Origin of the sequence: Ekhidna sp., assembly GCF_965228795.1 — a bacterium.
Lineage (GTDB): Bacteria > Bacteroidota > Bacteroidia > Cytophagales > Cyclobacteriaceae > Ekhidna.
The window spans coordinates 3,591,145-3,614,315 of record NZ_OZ245839.1 but is presented as its reverse complement, the minus strand read 5'-3'; the positions used below and the strand labels follow the sequence as shown (position 1 = coordinate 3,614,315).

Below are 23,171 nucleotides of genomic sequence, written 5' to 3'. Positions count from 1 at the left end.
GAGTGTTTTATTGCAGGTTAGTTACATAGATATCCCATGTTGATTTCTTGGGTGGAATATTAAAGTCAGGATGCCTTAATTTCTCACAAAAACTTTCTCGCTTTCAGGATGGTGAGTTTGATATAAGTGATAATTGATACCATCTTTTAATCCCACATCCGGAACAATGATACTCTTGGCTTTGGCAGCTTGCATGACTGACACATAGATATCAGAAGCCGGAATGATTACGTCTGCCCGGTCAGGGTTTAGTTGAAGTTTGTTCAATCGATCATCAAGAGATAAATTTTTCAAAATGTCTTGCGTTCGCATTAATGTATGAAGCGACATTTTACGAGTCTTTTTCTCGGGATTAGACAGTTCGAATAGTTTATTAATATTACCACCCGTACCTACTCCAGTGATTTTTTCTCCTTTTTTGAAGGCGTGCTGAGACACCCATCGTCGCATTTCTTCCCAAGCCTCCGGTGTATCTCTTCCTTCCAGCGTTCGTACTGAACCAATCTTAAAGGAGTGAGCGAAAACTTTCTCATGCTTTTCATAGATGTTGAGTTCAGTGCTACCACCACCAACATCAATGTGGATGTAATGTCCATCGTCCAGCCCTTGCAGGATTACTTTATTGATCATCTCAGCTTCTTGTTCTCCCGAGATGATCTCAATATCCAGATCTAGCTTGTCTTTGACTTTATCTACAATTTCTTTCCCGTTCTCAGACTCTCTCATTGCAGAGGTAGCACATCCGAAATAGCCACTAACCTCATACAAATCGATCAGGTTTTTGTATGCCGTCATTAATTTGAAGAAACGCTCCTCATTGTATTCGCTGATGCGACCTTCGGAAAACACATCATGACCCAAACGAAGCGGAAAACGCACATACTCCAGCTTTTTAAAAGTGATCACCGTTTCATACTCAATCACCTTGGTGATTTGTAATCTTACCGCATTTGAACCGATATCTATCGCCGCTAATTTCATCTTTGCCTAAAGGTAATGCGTGAATATTTGTGAGGAATTAAATTCTGATATATTTGCACTACTTATCAAGAAAGACCGAGGGACTGGGCCCTGTGACGTCTTAGCAACCTGATTACCACGTGTGATTTCCGGTGCTACTTCCCATCCCGCGAGCACGGGAGCAGATGAGCGAATCCGATCGGAACTTTCTCTGGTAAGTAAACTTTAAACCGGAGAATGAAGAAACTAATAGAACTTTTACATCAGAAAATCCTGGTGCTCGATGGAGCCATGGGTACCATGATTCAGCGTCACAAACTGGAAGAAGAAGACTTTAGAAACGAAGCACTAAAGCATCATTCCAAATCGCTGAAGGGAAACAATGACCTCCTTTCCATTACTAGACCAGATATAATAAAAGATATTCATGCAGCATATTTTAATGCTGGCGCTGATATCGCCGAAACCAACACTTTTTCAGGAACAACTATTGCTCAGGCAGATTATGGGTTGGAAGATTTGGTATATGAATTGAATTATCAATCGGCGAAAATCGCCCGCGAAGCTGCGGATGAATTCACTGAAAGGGAACCCGACAAGCTTCGTTTTGTAGCAGGAGCGATGGGGCCAACCAATCGGACAGCTTCCCTTTCTCCTGACGTAAATGATCCCGGATTTCGGGCGATCACGTTCGAAGAGCTGCGTATTGCATATAAGCAACAAGCAGAAGCCTTAATAGACGGGGGAGTAGATATGCTTTTGGTAGAGACTGTCTTTGATACCCTCAATGCTAAGGCAGCTCTGTTTGCAATTGATGAAATTAAAGAAGAGCGGAAAATAGATATTCCGATGATGGTCTCCGGCACCATAACGGACGCATCCGGGCGAACACTTTCAGGTCAAACAACTGAAGCATTTCTTATCTCTATTCAGCACATGGATTTGTTAAGTGTCGGGTTGAATTGTGCACTGGGTGCTGCTCAACTTAGACCTTACTTGAAAGTGCTTGCAGACAAGGCTGACTTTTTTGTCAGTGCACACCCAAATGCCGGTCTGCCCAACGAATTTGGTCAATACGATGAAACACCGGAGATGATGGCTGATCAAATCAAAGAATTTCTAGAAGAAGGTCTTGTAAATATTATAGGAGGGTGCTGTGGAACTACACCGGAGCATATTGCGGCGATAGCCAAGCTTGCGCAAGGCTACAGTCCACGGCAATTAGTCCATAGTCAACAGTTAATCAGTTAAAAAATGGCATTCAAATTTGAAAATTTAAGAGTTTGGCAAAGAGCCTTAGAACTGACAGGCGATATTGATGAGCTAACAAAAATGTTTCCATCTGATGAACGATTTATACTTACATCGCAGCTAAAAAGAGCTACTGATTCAATCTGCTTAAACATTGCTGAAGGATCTACCGGACAATCAAATAAGGAATTTGCTAAGTTTCTAGGTTATGCTCAACGATCCGGCATTGAAGTGATTTCATGTTTATATGTTGGCCGAAGAAGAAATATTATTTCCGAGCAGTTCTTTGATAGATTTTACAGAGAAACCGAGGAGATTATCATTATGATTCAGGCTTTGAAAAAGGGATTACGATGAATGATTCAACAGCATATCAGTCGACAGTTGACGGACAGCCGTTGACTCAAGTAATGAAACCTCTAATTCTTTCGGGCCTTGAACCCTTAATAGTCACACCCGAATCTAACTTCGTCAACGTCGGTGAGCGTACCAATGTGACCGGATCGAAACGATTTGCCAGGCTCATTTCTGAAGACAAGTACGACGAGGCGTTAGATGTAGCACTGGATCAGGTGCGTGGAGGTGCCCAAATCCTCGATGTGAACATGGATGAAGGGATGCTTGATGGAAAGAAGGCGATGATCAGATTTTTAAATCTCATCGCTTCTGAACCAGAGATCGCACGCATTCCAATCATGATAGACTCTTCTAAATGGGAGATTATCGAAGCTGGTTTGCAGTGCGTCCAGGGCAAAGGAGTTGTCAACTCTATTAGTCTGAAAGGTGGTGAAGAAGAGTTTATCGAACAGGCCTGGAAGGTCAAGCGATACGGAGCTGCAGTGGTGATAATGGCCTTTGATGAAAAAGGACAGGCTGATTCGTATGAAAGACGTATTGAGATTTGTGAAAGATGCTATCGTATTCTTGTTGATCAAGTCCACTTCCCTCCGCAGGATATCATCTTCGATCCGAATATATTTCCAGTCGCCACTGGCATTGACGAGCACAACAACAATGCGGTTGACTTTTTCAGAGCGACGAAATGGATCAAAGAAAACCTGCCGGGAGCTAAAGTAAGTGGAGGAGTAAGTAATGTTTCTTTTTCATTTCGTGGAAATAATATTGTACGAGAGGCTATGCACTCTGCTTTTCTCTATCATGGCATTAAAGCAGGTATGGATATGGGTATTGTCAATGCCGGAATGATTGAAGTATACGATGAAATACCTAAAGACTTGCTTGAGCATGTAGAAGATGTTTTGCTGAATCGGAGAGAAGATGCTACAGAAAGACTGCTTGCATTTGCAGAGAATGTAAAAGGAGAAGGCAAAAAGAAAGTAGAAGACTTAAGCTGGAGAGAGGTATCCGTCGAAGATCGTTTGTCACATGCCCTGATTAAGGGAATCATTGATTTTGTTGAGGGAGATACAGAGGAGGCTCGTCTGAAATATCAAAGCCCCTTGAAAGTGATTGAAGGCCCTCTAATGGATGGGATGAATATCGTAGGAGACTTGTTCGGAAGCGGAAAAATGTTCTTGCCCCAGGTGGTTAAAAGCGCCAGGGTGATGAAAAAGTCTGTGGCTTATTTAACTCCGTACCTTGAAAAAGAAAAAGCTTCCGGAAATACGAAAGGAAAGATACTTCTAGCAACTGTAAAAGGAGATGTGCATGACATTGGGAAAAACATTGTGGGTGTGGTGATGGCATGCAACAACTTCGATATCGAAGACATGGGTGTGATGGTACCCGCAGATAAAATCCTTGATCGTGCAGAGGAAATTGGTGCAGATATCATTGGTTTGAGTGGACTGATTACCCCATCATTGGATGAAATGGTCAATGTGGCTGAGGAAATGAATCGCCGCAAGATGAAAACGCCACTGCTAATAGGTGGTGCCACAACCTCCAGAATTCACACCGCAGTGAAAATTGCCCCAAAGTATGATCAAACGGTTGTGCATGTGTTGGACGCCTCAAAAAGTGTTGGTGTTTCGACCAATTTATTAAGTGATAAATCTGATGAATACAGCAGGCTTATAAAATCAGAGTATAAGGACCTGGCTTCCGATCATGCCACCCGAACGGAGGCTAAAAATTATATTCCATATGATGTAGCTAAGCAAAATGCGTTAGCTATTGATTGGTCAGAGCACACAATTGCTAATCCAAATAAATCAGGAATCACCATTTTTGATGACTATGATCTGTCAGAAATCCGAAAGTATATCGACTGGACGCCTTTCTTTTCTACCTGGATGCTAAAAGGGAAATATCCGGCCATTTTGGAAAATCCTACCGTAGGAGACGAGGCAAAGAAGCTACTAAAAGATGCTGAAGAAATGCTTGACGAGATCATCAAAAATCGATCGCTGAAAGCCAAAGGAGTAGCTGGTCTTTTCGAGGTGAGTAGAGAAGGGGATGATGTTCAGGTCATTGGACATGATCACCAGTTTCACTTCTTAAGACAGCAAGGAAAGAAAGCTCCTGGTGTGCCCAACCTTTCATTGGCAGACTTCTTAGATCCAAATCAACTTGATTATTTGGGAGGGTTTGCAGTGACTGTCGGAATTGGCATTGAAGCCCTGATTGCAAAATACAAAGCTGAGCATGACGACTATAAGGAGATCATGGCCAAAGCCCTGGCTGATCGATTGGCTGAAGCTTTTGCGGAGTTGATGCATGAGAAAGTAAGAAAGGAATTGTGGGGATATGCGAATGATGAGAAGTGGTCAAATGATGATTTGATTAAAGAAAAATATCAGGGCATTCGTCCGGCACCCGGCTATCCAGCCTGCCCGGATCATACCGAAAAACAAACGCTGTTTGATCTGCTGGAAGTAGAGAAAAATACAGGCATCACACTTACAGAATCGTATGCAATGTATCCTGCAGCTGCAGTTAGTGGATTTTATTTTTCACATCCGGACTCGAAATATTTTGGGCTCGGAAAGATTGGGAAAGATCAAGTGGAGGATTATGCCAATCGCAAACAAATGAAAGTAGAGGAGGTTGAAAAATGGCTAGCGCCGAATTTGAATTATAAGTAAATGAAAGTAACCGAACATATAGCAAACGCAGATAAAACACTTTTTTCACTGGAGATCATTCCACCCAAAAAGGGAGACAGTATCAAAAACCTTTTTGATCAGATCGATCCTTTGATGGAGTTCAACCCACCTTTCATTGACGTGACCTACCACCGGGAGGAGTATGTGTACAAAGAACGAGAAAATGGATTGCTAGAGAAGCGAAGCATCAAGAAGCGACCGGGAACGGTGGGTATTTGTGCTGCTATACAAAACCATTATCAAATCGATGCAATTCCCCACATTATTTGCGGAGGCTTTTCAAAAGAAGAAACAGAGAATGCGTTGATCGACCTTAATTTTCTGGGGATTGATAATGTGTTGGCTCTTAGGGGAGATAATATCAAGTCAGAGCGAGAATTCAAACCTGAACCTGACGGAAATGCTTATGCCTCTGACCTGGTTGAGCAAATAGCAGCAATGAATAAAGGTGAATACCTGGATGAAGAACTGCAAAACGCCATTCCTTCCAATTTCTGTATTGGGGTGGCCGGTTATCCGGAGAAGCATTTTGAAGCTCCTAATATGAACTTTGACTTGAAATGGTTAAAGAAAAAAGTCGATTTAGGAGCTGAGTATATTGTGACGCAGATGTTCTTTGACAATAACGCGTATTTCAAATTTGTTGAAGATTGTAGAGCGATTGGTATCAATGTTCCGATCATCCCCGGAATTAAACCTGTGGCTGTGAAAAGGCACTTAACCATACTTCCGAACATATTCAAGATTGACCTTCCGGATGAATTAGAACAGGAGATTACAAAATGTAAGGATAATGCAGAAGTAAAAGAACTTGGAATAGAATGGGGAATTCAACAGTGTCGGGAGTTGATAGCGTATGGAGCTCCGGTTATTCATTTTTATAGCATGGGAAAATCAGATGCCATTCAAAGAATAGCGAAGGAGTTTTTTTAGTTTAGCATCCAAAATAAAAACAGCACCCCATACTTGATGAAAATCATTGAATGCCCCAGAGATGCCATGCAGGGACTGCATGACTTCATCCCTACAGAAACCAAGGTCAATTACATTAATCAGCTACTTAAAGTTGGTTTTGAGACCATCGATTTTGGAAGCTTTGTTTCACCTAAGGCTATTCCTCAAATGAGAGATACTGCTGAAGTATTAGCGGGTTTGAATCTGGCAGAAACCAAATCAAAATTACTAGCCATAGTCGCTAACATCCGGGGAGCAAAGGATGCTTGCCAGTTTGATGAGATCAGGTATCTGGGGTACCCACTTTCGCTTTCTGAAACTTTCCAGCAACGAAATACCAATCGATCTATTAATGACGCTTTTAATGATTTAGCTGAAATGCAGGAAATTTCTGAGGATCATGAGAAAGTATTGGTCGTATACTTATCCATGGGTTTTGGAAATCCCTATGGTGATCCTTACGAGATGGATTATGTGGGTGAGTTTGTGGACAGGCTTGACAAAATGGAAGTTCAGATTATTTCGCTGGCAGATACGATTGGGGTTTCTGAACCAAATAATATCACTACGCTATTCGAGGCATTGATTCCTAAATTCCCGCATATTGAGTTTGGCGCTCATTTGCATTCCACACCCGGCACGATAAAAGAAAAGGTAAAAGCGGCTTATGAAGCTGGTTGCCGTAGAATGGATGGAGCAATTAAAGGATTTGGTGGTTGCCCAATGGCTAAAGATGACTTAACAGGTAATATGGCTACTGAAGTAATGCTTTCATGGCTCAATGAAAATGAGGTTGAGACGGGAATAAATGAGAAAAAATTTGAAGAGGCCATAACCATGGCCCCTTCAGTATTTGGCTAGTTGTGTTTTTATTCGTCCTTTAGCACGTCCACCGGATTGATAGTGGCAGCAGCATAGGAACGATAACCCATGGTCACCACTGCGATAAGAAGGATGGAACCAAGAGCTGCTGCAATGATCTCCCAGCCAAACGTGATGCGGTATTCAAATCCATTTAACCATTGATTCATCAACCAATATCCGGCTGAAGCAGCAATAAGAAATGCAATAGTGAGTATAACCATTACTTCCTTGAGAAAAATTCGAATGATTTGCATGACTTCAGCACCTACTACTTTTCTTATTCCGATTTCTTTTTTCTTCGAATTAGCCATGTAATCGGTAAGTCCATAGAGTCCCAGGATGGTAATAATCAAAGCGATTACCACAAAGAAGGTAGTGGATTTGGCCATCACATCCTGGAATCGGTAGCGATTCTTGATTTGCTCATCCAGAAAATCATATTGAATCAACAGGTTAGGGTACACCTGATCCCAAATGGACTCAATCTTTTTCAAGGTGGCTTGCATATCTTCCTTTCCATAGGTGGATAGGTTCACGGCAAGCTCATAAAATCCGTCTTTGCGATACCCGAGCATGACAGGGGTTTGTTCATCAGCTAACGAACGCACCATAAAATCATCCACCACACCTACGATTTTGAACTTTCCTCCCCAGCTTGCCTCAATGGTTTTTCCAAGTGCTTCTTGTGAGTTTCCGAGCTTTAATTTTTCCAGCGCTTTCTCAGTTACCAAAACATTTCCATCAGGTTCCTGGGCACTTATGTTTCTTCCACTGATCAATTGAATATCGAATAAGTCAAGATACTTTTCATCAATACTTTTCGTGTTGATTGTGATCAGCTCTTCATTGCTATATTCCGGATTAAAATATTTATCCGTGTTATTTGTTCTGGCAACCGGACTACCCAGGTTCAGCGAAGCTCCGGAGATCTCAGGCTCAGCTTCCATGAGCATTTGAAGTCGGTGTTGCTTTTCAAAATCAGGCTCAGGGAACGTCATGCTTATGATGTCGTCACTCTTAAAGCCCATGTCAAAACTTTTCATGTATTTCATCTGTGAGAAAATGACAGTCGCACTGATGATCAATAAAATAGAGAAGCCGAACTGTACACCCACTAACATTTTTCTTAGGGGGACTTTACTTTGTCGGTCGATATTTGATACCCGTGTTTTGATAGCATTTAAAGGTGAAAATCCTGATAGAATCATAGCAGGGTAGAAGCCAGAAAAAAGTGTCATACCAACAACTACAACAGATGAGAAAATGACCCAATCCATAAGAGCTATTTCAGCAATACTAATTTCGAATCCTATTATTCCAAATAGCCTCAGGATTTGATCTGCAAGACCAAAACCGATAAGTAGTGAGAACAGAACAATCACAAGACTTTCCATCATGAACTGGCCAATAAGCTGAATTCGCTGGCTTCCCATCACTTTTCTGATCCCCACCTCTTTTGCACGCTTGATTGCTCTTGCTGTTGATAGATTAATGAAGTTAATAGCACCAATCATCGCTAGGAAAACAGCAATGCTGTAGGATAAGATTTTATAGTGATTTTCAAATGAAATCCCACTGTAATTCTGTATTGGCTCAGTATGGATAGCATTCAGTGACTGTAATCTCAAGGTGTATCCATCAATCACATTGTGTTTCTTAAAGGCTGCATTTACATTCTGCTGCACCAGGACTGGGTCGGCATCTTTATGTATTTTCAAAATACATTGCGTGCCTCCATTCAGCCTTCCCCAGATTTCTGGTCCGAAGTACGGATTTAGTCCCTCTTGCTTTTCGTAGCTGGCTATCATGGTAAATGGGAAATCTGTTTTTCTTGGGAAATCTTTGTAGATCCCTGCAACTCTTAAAGTGTGTTTATTTCCGATTATGATTGTTCGTCCGATTGTTGATTGGAAATCAGAATTAACATCGTAAAACTTCTTAGCTGTTGATTCGGATAGGTAAACCTGATCGGGTCCGAAAGACTCAGGACCACCTACGGTCCAATCAAAGGTCAGGATGTCAAAAGCGTCTGACTGCACAAACCCCATCTTTTCCTGCCTGATCTTCTTGAGCTGATCATCAGGCAATGGAATATTCACCTGATCATTAAGCATGAAAAGGTTGGAGATAGCGACCACATCTGATAGCTCCTCTCTCAATCCTTTGGCTAATGGATGGGGCACAGTTGACGTAGTGCCTGATTCATCGCCAATGTGATAATCTCCTACAATACGGTAGAATTGATCACGGTCCTTTTGATGTGTATCAAAGTTGGAATTGAAATTGACAATGGTATAAATAGCAATGACACATGAAATGCCTAATGATAACCCAACCAGTCCAAGTCCGAAATAAGTTTTATTTCGACTGAATGTTCTGAAAGAAGTAATGATGAAGTTTTTAAGCATAGTTAGTTGCGTTTAGATCATCGATCTACTAACAATACTATGCCATAAGTGAAAAGTGACAGATTATCAATTACTTATGGAAATTCTATTCAATTTTAATGTTCAAAATCGGACGGAAAAGCGAACATTAAACCACTCCAAACTTCTTTCCGGGCATGCTTTTCACCAGGTTTTTAAATTCCAGGCTCAACAGGTGAGAAGCAACCTGATTAATCGGGATCTGCGTTTTCATAGCAATCAGATCAATCTCAAGTGCGGTTCTATTCTCATTGAGTAGCTCATAAATATTTTGTTCTTCTACGGTGAGTTCAGGCATTATTTTAGGAGCCTCATCTTCTTTTGAAATATCCCAATTCAAATGGTAGATTAGGTCCTCAATACCGGTATAGATGAGCGCTCTTTGAGTGGCAATAAGCTTATTGGTTCCCTCTGAAAAGGTATGCCCCACATCCCCGGGTACAGCAAAAACTAACCGATTGTAGGAGTCTGCTATGTTAGCTGTAATTAATGCTCCTCCTTTTGCGGCGGCTTCTACAACAATGGTTGCATCTGTCATTCCTGCTATGATTCGATTTCTTGCGGGGAATAGATGAGGATCTGGCTTGGTGCCAGGTATACTCTCCGTTATAATAGCTCCGGTTTCCTGCATCTGCTCTGCGTACTTTTTATGTACCGATGGGTAAATTCGATCTAGCCCTCCTGCCAGGATTGCCAATGTTGGAGTGTTATTGTTTAAGCTGGCTTTGTGCGCCTGTATATCAATTCCGTAAGCGAGACCGCTGATGACTGTTACATTAAGACTGGATAAGTCTCCAACAATTTTGTCAGTAATGCTCTTTCCGTACTCGGTAGCCTTTCTTGTGCCTACTACCGCAATTGATTTTTTAGGGTTTAAATCTCCAGCCCCTTTTTTGTAAATGATGTTAGGGGCATCTGGTACTTGTTTGAGTCTGGTTGGAAAATTAGGATTTGTGTAATGAAGTACATCAGCTCCAATTTTTTCTGCCGATTCCAGTATTGCCTCTGCTTCTTTAAATGGGCTAGCTTGTTTTATGACCTCAGCCATTTTTTCCCCAACACCCGGTATTTTGAGCAGCTTGCTTTTGGAAGATCTGAAGACATCAGCTGCTGATCCACAATAACTCATGAGTTGTTTCGTGGCTTTGTTGCCAACACCTGGAATCAGCTCCAGCGCTATCTGGAAAACCAATTCTTCTGACATCTATTACAGCTCTTGCTTAAGCTCAGTAAGAAATTTTCTGATTTTTTTGAGGGACTCGATCATCTCCATTTTATCTGATGTGGTCTCGCCACCATTCGCAATGAAGTCTCTGGCACCCTGAAGGGTATAGCCCTTTTCCTTTACCAGATGATAAATCAATTTGACACTTTGAAGGTCATCTTTGGTAAACTGTCTGTTCCCTTTCCGGTTTTTCTTAGGTTTGATGTTGTCAAACTCACCTTCCCAAAAGCGGATAAGTGAAGTGGCTACACCCAATTCATCGGCTACCTCACCGATGGTGTAGTACTTCTTTTCAATTTCCTTTTCCTTGTAGGGCACTGTAGGTGAATAGGCTTTTAATTACCAAGATAAACTATGTTCCCTTTATCATCGATGGTCACTGGATTTTCAGGGAAGTCATCCAAAGATAATCGTTGGATTGTTTTTATAGAAGAAAGATTCAAATCATTTCTTGGTCCACGCGAATAACTTTGTCGAAATGAGTGAATTTTACCTGTGAGGAACCTACCCGTCGCATCAGTTTTAATCTCCAGGATAGGCGCTTCTCCTGCCAAACCTCTCAAATTAAATCTTCCGTAGGTGAGAAAGTTGCCCAGACTGTATGCAATTATTCGTTCTTTGTAAACTTCTATCGCACGAACAATGTGTGGACCATGACCTAAGATGACATCTGCGCCATTGTCAATCATGAGATGTGCGAGCTCATAAATGTTACCACGATCCTCTCCGTAATAATATTCTCTCTCTCTGGTTACATGTTGGTGTTTAGATCCCTCGGCTCCAGCATGGAAGGAGGCAATGACTATATCAGTCAATGTGTCCAGATGTTGGATGGTTGATTTGATGTTTTCATACTGGTGGATACTTACCGTACCCCGATTTGGCGCGAAGGCACAAAAACCAATTTTCAGGTGACCTATTTTGGTGATGGTGAATGGTTGATCCACTGATCCGGCATGAGCTATGCCTAACGAATCAAGCACACGTTGGGTATTTTTTCTACCGGTTTCACCAAAGTCATTCGCATGATTATTGGCCACACTCATTAAGTCAAATCCACTCTCTACAAAATTTTGTGCCAGGTATTCTGGCGAACGAAAGAGGTAGCATAATTTCGGGTTATTGCATTCTTTTTGCTCTCCTCCGTCATTCAGAATGGTCCCCTCCAAATTACCGAAGGTGATATCCGCATGTTTTAGAATTGGTCTTACCTCATCCCATAAGTAAGCACCATCACCTCCCGGCAAATACGATCGATCTGGAAAGTTGGTACCACCCATGATATCACCTACTGCCGCAATAGTTACTGTATCGGGCAGAAGTCTTTCTAGTGGGATTGTAATTTCCTCATCCAGACTTTTTAGTGTATCACCTTTTTGCGTGATCAGGTAAATCGTATCAATTTCTACATCCTTAGCAATGGTTTCTATCGGAATAACCACGGGTGATGATGTGGTTTTTTTCATTGACTTGCAAGCCCATGCTGAAAGAATGATTATAATAAGGTGATGTGCTTTCATTGCATACAAATAAAAAAGCGGTTAGCCAGAATGACCAACCGCTTATTGATTCTTTGCGAAAATATTTTAATAGTTACCGAATGACTGGTTTTCCTGAGCAGATAATCTTCTGATCTCAGCATACTCTTCATCGGAAAGGTCTTGGTAGAAATAATTTACCGGATTCTTTTTACTTCCGTTTACGATTACTTCATAATGTAAATGTGGTGCTGTAGATCCTCCGGTATTTCCGGAATATCCGATCACCTGACCTCTTTTCACTTTTTGTCCCGGCTTCACAAGGAATTCACTTAAGTGGGCATAAAGTGTTTGGTATCCAAACCCATGCTTAATCTTGATGTGCTTGCCATATCCGGAAAACTTAGTTTTGGTGTACACCACTTCACCATCACCAGTAGCATATACAGGTGTTCCTGTTGGTAATGAAAAGTCAGTACCTGTATGCATCTTTCTTACCTTGTAGATCGGGTGCATACGATACCCAAAACCAGAGGCAAGCCTCTTTAATTCTTTATTTGATACTGGCTGTATAGCCGGCATACTGGCAAGAAGCGCTTCTTTATCCTTCGCCATAGCCATTATGTCATCATAGGACTTGGTTTGGATATACATCTGCTTTTTCAGCTTATCAATTCGCTGCATGTTGGTAAGAATAAGCTCTTCTCTTTGCAATCCCTTCTCTAAAAGCTCGCGGTATCTGTTTGATCCTCCTACACCGGCAGATCTGATTTCATCGGGGATAGGCTCAACACCAAACACCACACGATAAATGTCATCATCTCGTTCTTCAAGCACTGTAAGCATTTTATTTGCTTCAGCGATATCCTTCTCTATAAGTTCGTAATAAAGTTTTAATTCTTCGTTTTCCTTTCTAAGAGCTGCTTTAGCAGGAGATTCAAAGTAGTGATCGGTTACGAAAAAAATTCCTAAACCGATTATAGATGAAACCACAAGAAAGCCAAGCAAGTTGAGCACAATGTCCCAGGAAGAGACTTTTATCCGCTCATACCGGCAGGATTCCGTGTCATAATAGTACTTAATTTTTGCCATGGGTTGATAGGGTAATTGTCGTAATTTTGCAAAATAGTTTAATAGCAGGTGGTTTACGAATTACAGCTGCAATTTACGGATATTTGATATTTTTTCATAATTACAAGATTTTACAGTAACATTCTAATTTTTTTATCCTAAATGGATTCCAAGTCAATCAGGAGCACTTTCCTCGAATTCTTCGAAAGCAAAAAGCATAAAATCGTGCCTTCAGCGCCGATAGTGGTACAAAATGATCCAACCCTCATGTTTACGAATGCAGGGATGAATCAGTTTAAAGACTTCTTTTTAGGTAATAAGGTTGCCGAAAATAAAAGAGTGGCAGATACCCAAAAATGTTTACGTGTTTCCGGAAAGCACAATGATCTGGAAGAAGTAGGCATAGATACCTATCACCATACCATGTTTGAAATGCTAGGAAACTGGTCTTTTGGTGACTATTTCAAAGAAGAAGCCATTGATTGGGCCTGGGAGTTGCTCACTGATAAGTTCAAATTACCTAAAGAACGATTCTATGCAACCATTTTTGAGGGTGATTCTTCGGAAAATCTGGATCAGGACAGTGAGGCAAAGAAATTTTGGATGAAACACCTTCCTGAAGACCGTGTCTTGAATGGAAACAAAAAAGATAATTTCTGGGAAATGGGCGATACCGGGCCGTGCGGGCCGTGCTCAGAGCTCCATATTGACCTAAGACCTCAAAGCGAGGTAGATAAAGTGCCGGGAAAAGATCTGGTAAATCGGGATCATCCTCAAGTGGTAGAAATATGGAACCTGGTATTTATTCAATATAACAGATTGGCAAATGGATCTTTGGAAAATCTGCCAGAGAAACACGTAGATACCGGCATGGGCTTTGAGCGCCTTGCAATGGCCATTCAGGGTAAGCAATCCAATTATGATACGGACGTTTTTCAGCCGCTTATTCAATGGATAGCAAAAAAAGCCGGAGTGAAGTATGGATCAGATGAAAAGACGGATATTGCTATTCGGGTAATCTCAGATCATATTAGAGCGATTGCATTCACCATAGCCGACGGTCAGCTTCCGAGTAACAACAAGGCTGGTTATGTGATCCGAAGAATTTTGCGAAGAGCAGTACGGTATGGCTATACGTTTCTTAGTTTCAAGGAGCCATTCTTACATGAGCTTCTGGAAATCCTGGTAGATCAGTTTGATGGAGTATTTCCTGAATTGACCGGCCAGAAAGATTTCATTGCGAAGGTGATCAAAGAAGAGGAGTTGTCATTCCTCCGAACACTCGATAACGGACTGAAAAAGCTTGATACGATCACTTCAGGAGATTCAAAAGTAATTGAGGGTCCTACCGCCTTTGAATTATATGATACGTATGGTTTCCCCTTGGATTTGACGGCTCTGATCGCCAGAGAAAATGACATGGAAGTGGACGAGGCTGGCTTCCAAAAAGAAATGGAAGTTCAGAAGAACCGATCCAAGAGCGCAGGAAAACAGACAACCGGAGATTGGTCAGTAGTCAATGAAGGCGATGACGTCACATTTGTTGGTTACACCGAAACTCAGTCAACGACCAAAGTACTTCGTTACCGTGAGGTAAAACAAAAAGATAAGACGCAGTATCAAATTGTATTGGAAACTACTCCATTCTATGCTGAAAGTGGCGGCCAGGTGGGAGATACCGGATACCTGCAATTTGATGATGAGAAGATAGAAGTGGTTGATACGAAAAAGGAGAACGATCTCATCGTTCATTTCAGCAAGAAACTACCGGCTTTATTGGAGGGTAAAGTGAAAGCTGTGGTGAATGAAAGCAAGCGACGATTGACTGAGAATAATCACTCAGCCACTCATTTGCTACATGCTGCTTTACGGCAAGTATTGGGAGATCATGTACAGCAGAAAGGATCATTGGTGAATGACAAAATGCTGCGATTTGACTTCTCCCACTTTGCAAAGATGACTGATGAGGAAATTGCTGAGGTGGAGCAGATTGTCAATCGTAAGATTCGAAAAAACATCCAGCTGGATGAAAAGAAGAACGTACCAATAGGAGAGGCACAGGAAATGGGAGCAATGGCTCTTTTCGGCGAAAAATACGGTGATTTTGTACGGGTAATTACGTTTGATCCTGAATATTCGGTTGAATTATGTGGAGGAACCCATGTCCCAAGAACCGGAAATATTGGACTTTTCAAAATTGTGAGTGAAGGGTCAAGTGCTGCAGGAGTGAGACGTATTGAAGCGGTGACTTCTGTGGAGGCAGAGAAGTACTACCAGAAAAAATTGCAGCTGATATCAGAGCTGGAGGAGATGTTGAAGAATCCGAAAGACCTAAAGAAAACAGTTGAGAATCTTGTTAAGGAAAACATGGCCAACCAGAAGAAGATTGACGAGATGAATCAGAAGCAGGCCGGCCAAATCAAGAATACGCTGAAAAATGATGCGAAAGAAATAAATGGTAAGAAGCTCATTACTTATAAAGGTAACTTTCCATCTGCGGATAGTATGAAGCAGGTGGCATTTGATCTAAAAAGAGAGGTAGACAACCTGGTGCTTTTAATAGCTGCCAATATCAATGATAAACCCATGCTCACCGTGATGCTTGCTGATGATCTGGTGAAAAATGGCATGAACGCGAATGAAATCATCAGAAAAATGGCAGCAGCCATCAAAGGTGGCGGAGGCGGACAGCCATTCTATGCGACAGCTGGAGGTAAAGATCTTACTGGGTTGGATGAGGCATTGAGGATTGGAAAAGAGTTGGTTGAAGGTTCCTGATGGAGACCGGTAAAGCATATGAAGTAGTTGTAGGATTGGAGGTCCATATCCAGCTCTTGACTGAAAGCAAGTTGTTTGCAGCTGATTCTACAGTTTTTGGTAAAGAGGCGAACACAAATGTCAGTGTAATCACACTGGCTCACCCGGGAACCATGCTAAAACTAAATAAGAAGGCAGTGGAGTTCGCTATTCGCATGGGGTTAGCTTGCAAAAGTGAAATCTCACGCTATTGCATCTTTGACCGTAAAAACTATTTCTACCCGGACCTTCCTAAGGGCTTTCAGACCACACAAGACCGCACACCTATCTGTGTTGGAGGAACAGTGCCCATCACTCTTAAAGACGGAAAAAAAGTTGATATTCAGCTCAACCGCATTCACCTGGAGGAAGACGCTGGAAAATCCATGCATGATCAGGATCATGAAGATTCATTGATCGATTTGAATCGCGCAGGCGTTCCTTTGATTGAATTGGTGACCGAGCCTTGTATTGCATCGGCTGAAGAGGCCATGACTTTTCTAACTGAAATTAGAAGTATGGTTCGCTACCTGGAAATCTGTGACGGTAACATGGAGCAAGGTTCATTACGATGTGATGCCAACATTTCTGTTAAAAAAAATGGAGAAAGTGAGCTAGGGAAGAAGGTAGAGGTTAAGAATATGAACTCTATCAGAAATGTAGGCAGAGCCATTAAATATGAGTTTGAGCGGCAGGTAAAATTGCTGGATGCTGACAAAGAAATTATTTCAGAGACTCGACTTTTTGATGCTAACTCGGGGATAACATCCGGTATGAGAACTAAGGAAGAGCTGAATGACTACCGATACTTTCCGGAACCTGATTTGAGTCCTTTTACAGTTTCAGATCAATGGCTGGCCCAGATTCGAGACGAAATGCCACCTACTCCCGAAGTGATGAGGGAGACATTGACCCATGAGTTTGGGCTTTCCGATTATGATGCAAATGTCCTTTGTCAGGAAAAGCGAGTAGTAGACTTCTTTTTGGTAGTATGCCAAAAAACCAATCATTATAAACAAGTCGCCAATTGGTTGATAGGGCCTGTTAAATCTATTTTGAATGAACAGGAAACGGAAGATGTGGAAATGCCTTTATCAACTGCACAGCTTGCGGATTTGGTAAATGCGATTGAAGATGGAAAAATCAATGCAACTATGGCAAACAAGCAGGTATTTCCATTTTTAATGAAATATGGAGATAAGCTGGTGGCTGATGCGATAGAGGAACTCGGATTGGAACAGGTAAGTAAGGACGATATTTCCGATGTAATTTTGGAGGTGTTGGGACAGCATCCGGATAAGGTGAAGGCCTACCAGAGTGGGAAGAAAAACTTGATCGGGATGTTTATGGGTGAGGTAATGAAACAAACAAAGGGGTCAGCAGATCCAAAAAAAACGAACGAACTTTTGCGTCATGCGTTGGAAGAAAAGAATTAAAAAGTGATGATGAAGAATTTCTTGATTTTAGGACTGATAATAAGCTTTTTTGGTTGCGCTGAGGAACAAAAAGAGGGAGTGAAGCTATTAGGAAACGTAGAGCAGTTTCCTGTTGGTGGGTTTGCCTATGTGGAGCGAATAGGAGAAAATGGAGTTGAACCTTTCGATACCATTGATGTCGATTCAGATGGAAATTTCTCTGAATATCTCGCTATTGAGAATCCGGCCTTTTTCAGAGTGAATTTTAATGGGAAGCAAATCATTTCGTTGATCCTGACAGGTGAAGAAAAAGAAGTTGTTTTGAATGCCCACGGGAATGATCCGAGAGGATTTTCTGAAGTTTCAGGCTCCTACGATACAGAATACAAGAATCAAATTGATGCCATGATGCAGGAATATCGTGGTAAAATACAAGGCATGCAGCAGGTTCAGCGTCAGGCACGAGCCGACAACAATGCGCAAGCTTTTCAATCAGCGCAGCTACAAATGATGGATCTGGCTAAGAAAACAGAAACGGAACTGAAAGCACTAATTCGTGAGGCAAGCCCTTCATTGGCTGCTTTCTACGGCCTTCAGATGATTGATGCCACTCAGAATTTTGAGTTCATCGATTCAATTGCCATTGAGCTTCAAACGGAAATGCCGGAAAACTTTCATGTAGAAAGCCTCATATCCCAAGTTTCTGCCAAAAAAAGCCTGGCCATTGGAAAAGAAGCCCCTGAGATTGCACTCCAAAATCCGGAGGGTGAGATAATTACACTCAGCTCCCTTAGAGGAAAATATGTTTTGGTCGATTTTTGGGCAGCCTGGTGCCGACCATGTCGTGCTGAGAACCCAAATGTGGTGCGTGTGTATAATGAGTATTCAGACGAAAACTTTGAAATCCTTGGAGTATCTCTCGACAGAACCAGAGAAAAATGGTTAGGTGCTATTGAGCAGGATGGACTTCCGTGGTTGCATGTTTCAGACTTGAAATACTGGAGAAGTCAGGCTGCTATCGATTATCAGGTGAATGCCATTCCTGCAACATTTCTCATTGATCCTGAAGGGAAGATCATCGCTAAAAACCTTAGGGGTGCCAGTCTGGAAGCGAAACTCAAAGAAATCTTTGGGTAATTGATGTCCTTCGATCAGTCCTACTGGGAAAAACGGTACAGGGAAGGAACGACCGGATGGGACACTGGTGGACCGTCTAAACCTTTGACTGATTATATCGATCAGGTTGAAAATAAAGACCTGAAAATCCTGATTCCAGGTGCTGGGAATGCTTATGAAGCAGAATACCTGTTTCAAAATGGATTTGGCAATGTTCATGTCATCGATCTGGCAAAGCAGCCCCTGCAGAATTTAAAAAAGCGAATCCCGGATTTTCCTGATGAACAATTAATTCAAGAGGACTTTTTCCTCCATGAAGGAAAGTATGATCTGATCCTGGAACAGACTTTCTTTTGTGCGATTGATCCTTCTCTCAGAACAGATTATGTTTCCAAGGCAAAAGAACTATTAAATCCTGGTGGAAGACTTGTCGGGGTGCTATGGTCAGTACCAATGAATGAGAATCAGCCACCATTTGGAGGCTCAATAGAAGAATATGAACCTCTTTTTTCTCCCGAATTTAAGATTGAGACATTAGCTCCGTGCTTTAATTCCATCAAACCCAGGATGGGTCGCGAAGTATTTATTAATCTTCAGAAGGCTTTTTAGATCCTTCGGTCTTGAGCTTATTGCGGTGTTTGTACTGTAGTCCGAGAAGAAAATTTCTCAAAAACTGATCCTTACACTGGCGGTATTGATTCTGAGTTGGATTTCGGAAGATGGCGCTGATTTCATGTTTGCTTACATCGAATTTGGCAATATCAAAGATTTCCATGATATCAGTATCGCGTAGGTTTAGTGCTATCTTAATCTTTCGAAAGATGATGTTGTTGTTTAAGCTTTTTTCGGCTTTTGGCGACTCATCACCTTTTTTACCCCGGAGCTTGATGATCATTCCGTTAAGAAATGCAGCTAATTCCACATCGTAGAGAGACTTTTGTTCCTCGTCTTCATCTTTCTTTAACCACAGGGTAACTGTTTCTGAAGTGACATCCTCTTTGCCCCCAAGAGAAAAGAGTTCCGAAACCTGATTGTCGTTGTAATTAAACGTATAGCGAATCCTACGAAGAATGTCATTGTTGTTCATACGTTCACAAAGGTAAGTTTTCGTTAGTCATGGAGCGTATTTCATTGAATTCGCTTTTTAATTCATTGATTCCTTTCGCTTTTCCAAATCCGAAAGAGCTAGTTCAATAATATTTGGGGGTAATTGAACCATTGCTTGACAAATAGGTATGAAACCTAATCTCACCACTTACTTATTAGCTGCATTGCTATTGCTTTGTGGCTACCATGTCCAGAGTCAAAATTCTGACTCAACTACATCGCAAACCATCGTTAAGCTGGAAAATCCTTATAAAAAGGGAAAAACAAAATGGCTGAATAACAATGGTTTTGATACTAAATCCTATGATTGGGACAACCCTGATATAAACCTATACCTGGATCAGTCACTGAAGAGTCGATCAACAGGTAATGTTCTGATTTTCACCGGAGGTACATTAATAGCAGCAGGATTAGTTATAAACGTGCTGGCCAGTTTTGCTCATTCCATTGGTGACAGCAAGCCGGGTGAACCGTATCAGGTTTTCACGGAACCTTATTACTTAGGGGGTGCGCTGGTTGTCTCATCCATTCCTTTTCTTATTAAGTCAGACAAGAAGCTGAAGCAGGCCATCAAGATTAAAGATTTGAAATAGCTACCATTCAGTGAATAAAGAGAATTATCAAGTCTAGCTTTTGATGGAAGGAGTCGAAGTATGCTTCTAGTGATTTCTTAGTGCCTCGATCAATTCATCTTTGGTCATGTCTGCTCTTCCATCAATGCCTACTTTTTTGGCTTGCTCATAAAGCTCTTCTTTGGTGTGGTCTTCATAGCCAGAGGCTTTGCCGCCCTTTTTACCGGCGTTTTCCGTATTGGAGATGCGTGCGGCTTTTTCCTTGCTCATGCCCTAAAGCTATTCCGGATTTGTAATCCGGAATGGATGGTTGGTCGTTTGTAACGACAATCACGGGAATACAATTTCAAGAAATCCTTTTCCTCCAACATAATCAATTGCTGAACTATATATGTAATTTTCAGGCTCATATACAATTCCTGCTTCGACTGGATTTTGATGGATGTAATTGATTTTTTGATCCAGAAAATCGTTTGAATGGATTTCCTTCGCTTCATTCCCTTCTTTCCACACTTGATAGTTTCGTGTCTCGTCAAAATTGACATGAAATTTTAAACGGTGAATCATCCAATCTTTTCGGCTCTCAGGTTCATCATTAATAGCTGATGAAATTTGCTTTGAAGTGAACTTTTTGAAGTCTCTGAGAAAATCCGATAGATGGTGACCCTCTCTCGTGCGAGCAATAAGATGTAAATGATTGGTCATTAATACCCAGGCAAATAACTCTAAACCTTTATTTTTCTGGCAATACTTTAATGAATCAACGATGATGTTTTTGTAGACCGGCCTGGTGAATATATCCACCCAGTCTACGACAGTAAGTGTTAGGAAATAGGTGCCTTCAGCGTTGATCGGATTTTTAATTCCCATAAAATGGAATTTAGTAAAAATGAGTTGCAAATTTTTCGCTTTTCAGATTTGTAATCTGGAAAAGATTGTTTGTTGGTTAAAACGGCAATAGGGCAGGAAAATGTAGAGAGTGAGTTTGTAAACTCTTTACCAAAGCTTTCGGGTTACAAATCCGAAAGAGCAGGTTGTTTGAATGTTATTACAAATTTTCAATTCGAAATTGACTGACACCTGAGTAAGGCTTCAATGAATTTAAGAAGGGGATAAGATCAAATGTTAAATGAATACAGTAACTTTAATAGAGTCTCACATCTTTATCTAAGTTATGGTGCTTATTTAAAGCGATGGGAGACTAAATAAAATAAATTAAAGCAGAGAGGAACTATGAGTATCAATATAGAGGCTACTGAAAATGGGCCATACAAACTTGAGGGGGCTGCTAAGCTCAATACGGTAAAGGGAGAAATAGATGCGCCAAGTACAGCATTCCTGTGTCGATGTGGTGAATCGGGGAACAAGCCTTTTTGTGATGGTACGCATAAGAAGGTTGGGTTTTCAGGGGAGAAAGAAGAAGATCGGGTTGATGATCAACTTGATGAATACAAAGGAGAAAAAATCACCATCCATGATAATAGAGGGATTTGCGCCCATGCCGGCTATTGTACAGGAGGCAGCCCGGAAGTTTTTGGTGAGAAAGAAAATGGATTTGCAGATCCAGAGGCAGCAAGTAAGGAAAATATTCAAGAAACCATCCACAAATGCCCATCCGGTGCGTTGAACTATATGTCTGAAGATGGTTCTTCAAAGGATCATTCAAAAACTCTTAGTCCATCAATTTTCGTAGCGCCCAATGGACCTTATGTATTAAAAAGCGTTGAGCTAATAAATGAGAAGTGGCTTGAGGGAGCAGATCAAAACAGGTTTGCACTATGTCGCTGTGGTAAATCTAAAAATAAGCCGTTTTGCAGCGGTGCTCATTGGTACCATCATTTTGATGAATCAACTGAACGATCTGAATGGGCAAAAACAGAATCTAGCAGAGTCAAAGAATAATCTATCTTTCGCTTTTCCTGATTTGCAATCTGGAATGGATGGTTGGTCTTTTGAAACGACAATAGAAATAAGAAAAATTATGTTAGGCGAGTTGTAAACTCTTTACCACGGCTTTCGGATTGCAAATCCGAAAGAGCTAGGATGCAGAATCAATGTAATAACGCCAACCACTTAATAGATTGGCGGTTGTGGCAATAGAGAATCCAGCTAGAAATACGGGGATTAAAATAAATTGACTTGAAAGTTTATTCTAGTATTCAAGAGAAAGTTCTGTCATTATAATTATTGGGTAAGGGGTACCAGATTCTTTTCTTTTTAAAACTTTTTGACATAGAGTATGTCATTTCCATTTAAATCCATCATAGGTGAATGATATTCGGCATCAATGAAATCAAATTCTAAGTTTTCAAGCTCTAAAGTATCATTACCATTTATGGAAGCTATACCTACTTTTACTGGGATCATAAAAGAAAACTCAGCGTCTATTGCCTCGATACCCGCAATGTCTGATGGACCATACTCTGTCCAATATAAGGTCGCATTTTTACCAGGTATAAGAACCTCTTTATCAAATTCAGACTGAGTGGGTATCGTATGCACCCACCCTTGAAAGTCAGAGTTTTTTATATCCACGATAACATCAGGGTCAGTAATGTTAAGATGTCTAATAGTAACCATGACTGACTGCTCTATGTTACTAAAGAAAATGGTGTCTCTATTGATGTATTGATGACCACTATTTTCATCGTAAATGGCAAATTCAAATTCTATTTTAGGTGCTGATAATTTTGGATTGATTCTATTGTCGCTTGAGCAGCTAGTGGTGGTTAATAAAATATAAGCGATTAAGGTTGAAGTTAAATTATATTTCATTGAAAGAAAGATTTATTAGGTGCGATTTAATGACACAAGTTTAATGAAAAGGTTAACTACTATGATAATATTCAGTATTCTTCTTATTAAAGG

General features: G+C 41.1%; 21 protein-coding genes and 1 riboswitch. Of the genes, 11 read left to right on the top strand and 10 right to left on the bottom strand.

Going from position 1 to position 23,171, the window contains the following annotated elements; all coding sequences use genetic code 11:
* Window positions 1-75 precede the first annotated feature (75 nt).
* Window positions 76-981, bottom strand: a complete 906-nt coding sequence (locus ACQK2H_RS16205) for a Ppx/GppA phosphatase family protein (protein ID WP_425392424.1) — start codon at window positions 979-981, stop codon at window positions 76-78.
* A gap of 59 nt (window positions 982-1,040) precedes the next feature.
* Window positions 1,041-1,152: riboswitch (SAM riboswitch) on the top strand.
* Between the two features lie 45 nt (window positions 1,153-1,197).
* Between ACQK2H_RS16205 and ACQK2H_RS16200 the strand changes: the two genes are divergently transcribed.
* From ACQK2H_RS16200 to ACQK2H_RS16180, 5 genes are read left to right on the top strand one after another with little or no spacing between them, the layout of a single operon-like run.
* Window positions 1,198-2,211, top strand: a complete 1,014-nt coding sequence (locus ACQK2H_RS16200; protein WP_425392423.1) for a homocysteine S-methyltransferase family protein — start codon at window positions 1,198-1,200, stop codon at window positions 2,209-2,211.
* 3 nt (window positions 2,212-2,214) lie between these two features.
* Complete coding sequence (locus ACQK2H_RS16195) at window positions 2,215-2,568, top strand: four helix bundle protein (RefSeq protein ID WP_425392422.1); 354 nt, start codon at window positions 2,215-2,217, stop codon at window positions 2,566-2,568.
* A complete protein-coding gene (gene metH / locus ACQK2H_RS16190; protein ID WP_425392421.1) occupies window positions 2,565-5,258 on the top strand; it encodes a methionine synthase in 2,694 nt (897 codons plus the stop codon). Before ACQK2H_RS16195 ends, metH begins: the two co-directional genes overlap by 4 nt.
* Window positions 5,259-6,212, top strand: a complete 954-nt coding sequence (gene metF, locus ACQK2H_RS16185) for a methylenetetrahydrofolate reductase [NAD(P)H] (RefSeq protein ID WP_425392420.1) — start codon at window positions 5,259-5,261, stop codon at window positions 6,210-6,212.
* 36 nt (window positions 6,213-6,248) lie between these two features.
* Window positions 6,249-7,094 carry a hydroxymethylglutaryl-CoA lyase gene (locus ACQK2H_RS16180; protein ID WP_425392419.1) on the top strand — a complete coding sequence of 282 codons (846 nt, stop codon included), beginning with the start codon at window positions 6,249-6,251 and terminating at the stop codon, window positions 7,092-7,094.
* An 8-nt stretch (window positions 7,095-7,102) separates the two neighbouring features.
* Here the strand turns inward: ACQK2H_RS16180 and ACQK2H_RS16175 are convergent, their stop codons facing one another.
* The 5 genes from ACQK2H_RS16175 to ACQK2H_RS16155 all read right to left on the bottom strand — a co-directional run bounded on the left by ACQK2H_RS16175 (window position 7,103) and on the right by ACQK2H_RS16155 (window position 13,318).
* Window positions 7,103-9,505 (bottom strand): ABC transporter permease, encoded by a 2,403-nt coding sequence (locus ACQK2H_RS16175; protein ID WP_425392418.1) that lies wholly within the window; start codon window positions 9,503-9,505, stop codon window positions 7,103-7,105.
* A 127-nt stretch (window positions 9,506-9,632) separates the two neighbouring features.
* Window positions 9,633-10,727 carry a DNA-processing protein DprA gene (dprA, locus tag ACQK2H_RS16170; RefSeq protein WP_425392417.1) on the bottom strand — a complete coding sequence of 365 codons (1,095 nt, stop codon included), beginning with the start codon at window positions 10,725-10,727 and terminating at the stop codon, window positions 9,633-9,635.
* Window positions 10,728-10,730: 3 nt separating this feature from the next.
* Window positions 10,731-11,066 (bottom strand): MerR family transcriptional regulator, encoded by a 336-nt coding sequence (locus ACQK2H_RS16165; RefSeq protein ID WP_425392416.1) that lies wholly within the window; start codon window positions 11,064-11,066, stop codon window positions 10,731-10,733.
* A 17-nt stretch (window positions 11,067-11,083) separates the two neighbouring features.
* Window positions 11,084-12,268 (bottom strand): CapA family protein, encoded by a 1,185-nt coding sequence (locus tag ACQK2H_RS16160; RefSeq protein ID WP_425392415.1) that lies wholly within the window; start codon window positions 12,266-12,268, stop codon window positions 11,084-11,086.
* Window positions 12,269-12,334: 66 nt separating this feature from the next.
* On the bottom strand, window positions 12,335-13,318 hold the full coding sequence (locus ACQK2H_RS16155; protein ID WP_425392414.1) for a M23 family metallopeptidase: 984 nt from the start codon (window positions 13,316-13,318) through the stop codon (window positions 12,335-12,337).
* Between the two features lie 141 nt (window positions 13,319-13,459).
* On the opposite strand from ACQK2H_RS16155, the gene alaS reads away from it, so the two are divergent.
* Genes alaS through ACQK2H_RS16135 form a run of 4 tightly spaced genes read left to right on the top strand, consistent with a single transcriptional unit; the run spans window position 13,460 to window position 19,233 of the window.
* A complete protein-coding gene (gene alaS, locus ACQK2H_RS16150) occupies window positions 13,460-16,075 on the top strand; it encodes an alanine--tRNA ligase (RefSeq protein WP_425392413.1) in 2,616 nt (871 codons plus the stop codon).
* A complete protein-coding gene (gatB, locus tag ACQK2H_RS16145; protein WP_425392412.1) occupies window positions 16,075-17,529 on the top strand; it encodes an Asp-tRNA(Asn)/Glu-tRNA(Gln) amidotransferase subunit GatB in 1,455 nt (484 codons plus the stop codon). The genes alaS and gatB overlap by 1 nt, the downstream gene beginning before the upstream one ends.
* A 9-nt stretch (window positions 17,530-17,538) precedes the next feature.
* Window positions 17,539-18,645, top strand: a complete 1,107-nt coding sequence (locus tag ACQK2H_RS16140; RefSeq protein ID WP_425392411.1) for a TlpA family protein disulfide reductase — start codon at window positions 17,539-17,541, stop codon at window positions 18,643-18,645.
* Between the two features lie 3 nt (window positions 18,646-18,648).
* Entirely contained in the window at window positions 18,649-19,233 is a 585-nt protein-coding gene (locus tag ACQK2H_RS16135) for a methyltransferase (RefSeq protein ID WP_425392410.1), read from the top strand.
* On the opposite strand, the gene ACQK2H_RS16130 is transcribed toward ACQK2H_RS16135, so the two are convergent.
* Window positions 19,211-19,711, bottom strand: coding sequence for a DUF1456 family protein (locus ACQK2H_RS16130; RefSeq protein ID WP_425392409.1), 501 nt, complete (start codon window positions 19,709-19,711; stop codon window positions 19,211-19,213). The two genes, ACQK2H_RS16135 and ACQK2H_RS16130, sit on opposite strands and share 23 nt — an antisense overlap.
* 148 nt (window positions 19,712-19,859) lie before the next feature.
* Between ACQK2H_RS16130 and ACQK2H_RS16125 the strand changes: the two genes are divergently transcribed.
* Window positions 19,860-20,324, top strand: coding sequence for a hypothetical protein (locus ACQK2H_RS16125; RefSeq protein WP_425392408.1), 465 nt, complete (start codon window positions 19,860-19,862; stop codon window positions 20,322-20,324).
* Window positions 20,325-20,390: 66 nt separating this feature from the next.
* Here the strand turns inward: ACQK2H_RS16125 and ACQK2H_RS16120 are convergent, their stop codons facing one another.
* Window positions 20,391-20,573: a Rho termination factor N-terminal domain-containing protein gene (locus tag ACQK2H_RS16120; protein WP_425392407.1), complete on the bottom strand. Its 183-nt coding sequence runs from the start codon at window positions 20,571-20,573 to the stop codon at window positions 20,391-20,393.
* A gap of 60 nt (window positions 20,574-20,633) precedes the next feature.
* Window positions 20,634-21,173 (bottom strand): REP-associated tyrosine transposase, encoded by a 540-nt coding sequence (locus ACQK2H_RS16115; protein ID WP_425392406.1) that lies wholly within the window; start codon window positions 21,171-21,173, stop codon window positions 20,634-20,636.
* Window positions 21,174-21,536: 363 nt separating this feature from the next.
* On the opposite strand from ACQK2H_RS16115, the gene ACQK2H_RS16110 reads away from it, so the two are divergent.
* Window positions 21,537-22,205 (top strand): CDGSH iron-sulfur domain-containing protein, encoded by a 669-nt coding sequence (locus ACQK2H_RS16110; protein ID WP_425392405.1) that lies wholly within the window; start codon window positions 21,537-21,539, stop codon window positions 22,203-22,205.
* Window positions 22,206-22,520: 315 nt separating this feature from the next.
* On the opposite strand, the gene ACQK2H_RS16105 is transcribed toward ACQK2H_RS16110, so the two are convergent.
* Window positions 22,521-23,078, bottom strand: a complete 558-nt coding sequence (locus ACQK2H_RS16105) for a hypothetical protein (protein ID WP_425392404.1) — start codon at window positions 23,076-23,078, stop codon at window positions 22,521-22,523.
* Between the last annotated feature and the right edge of the window lie 93 nt (window positions 23,079-23,171).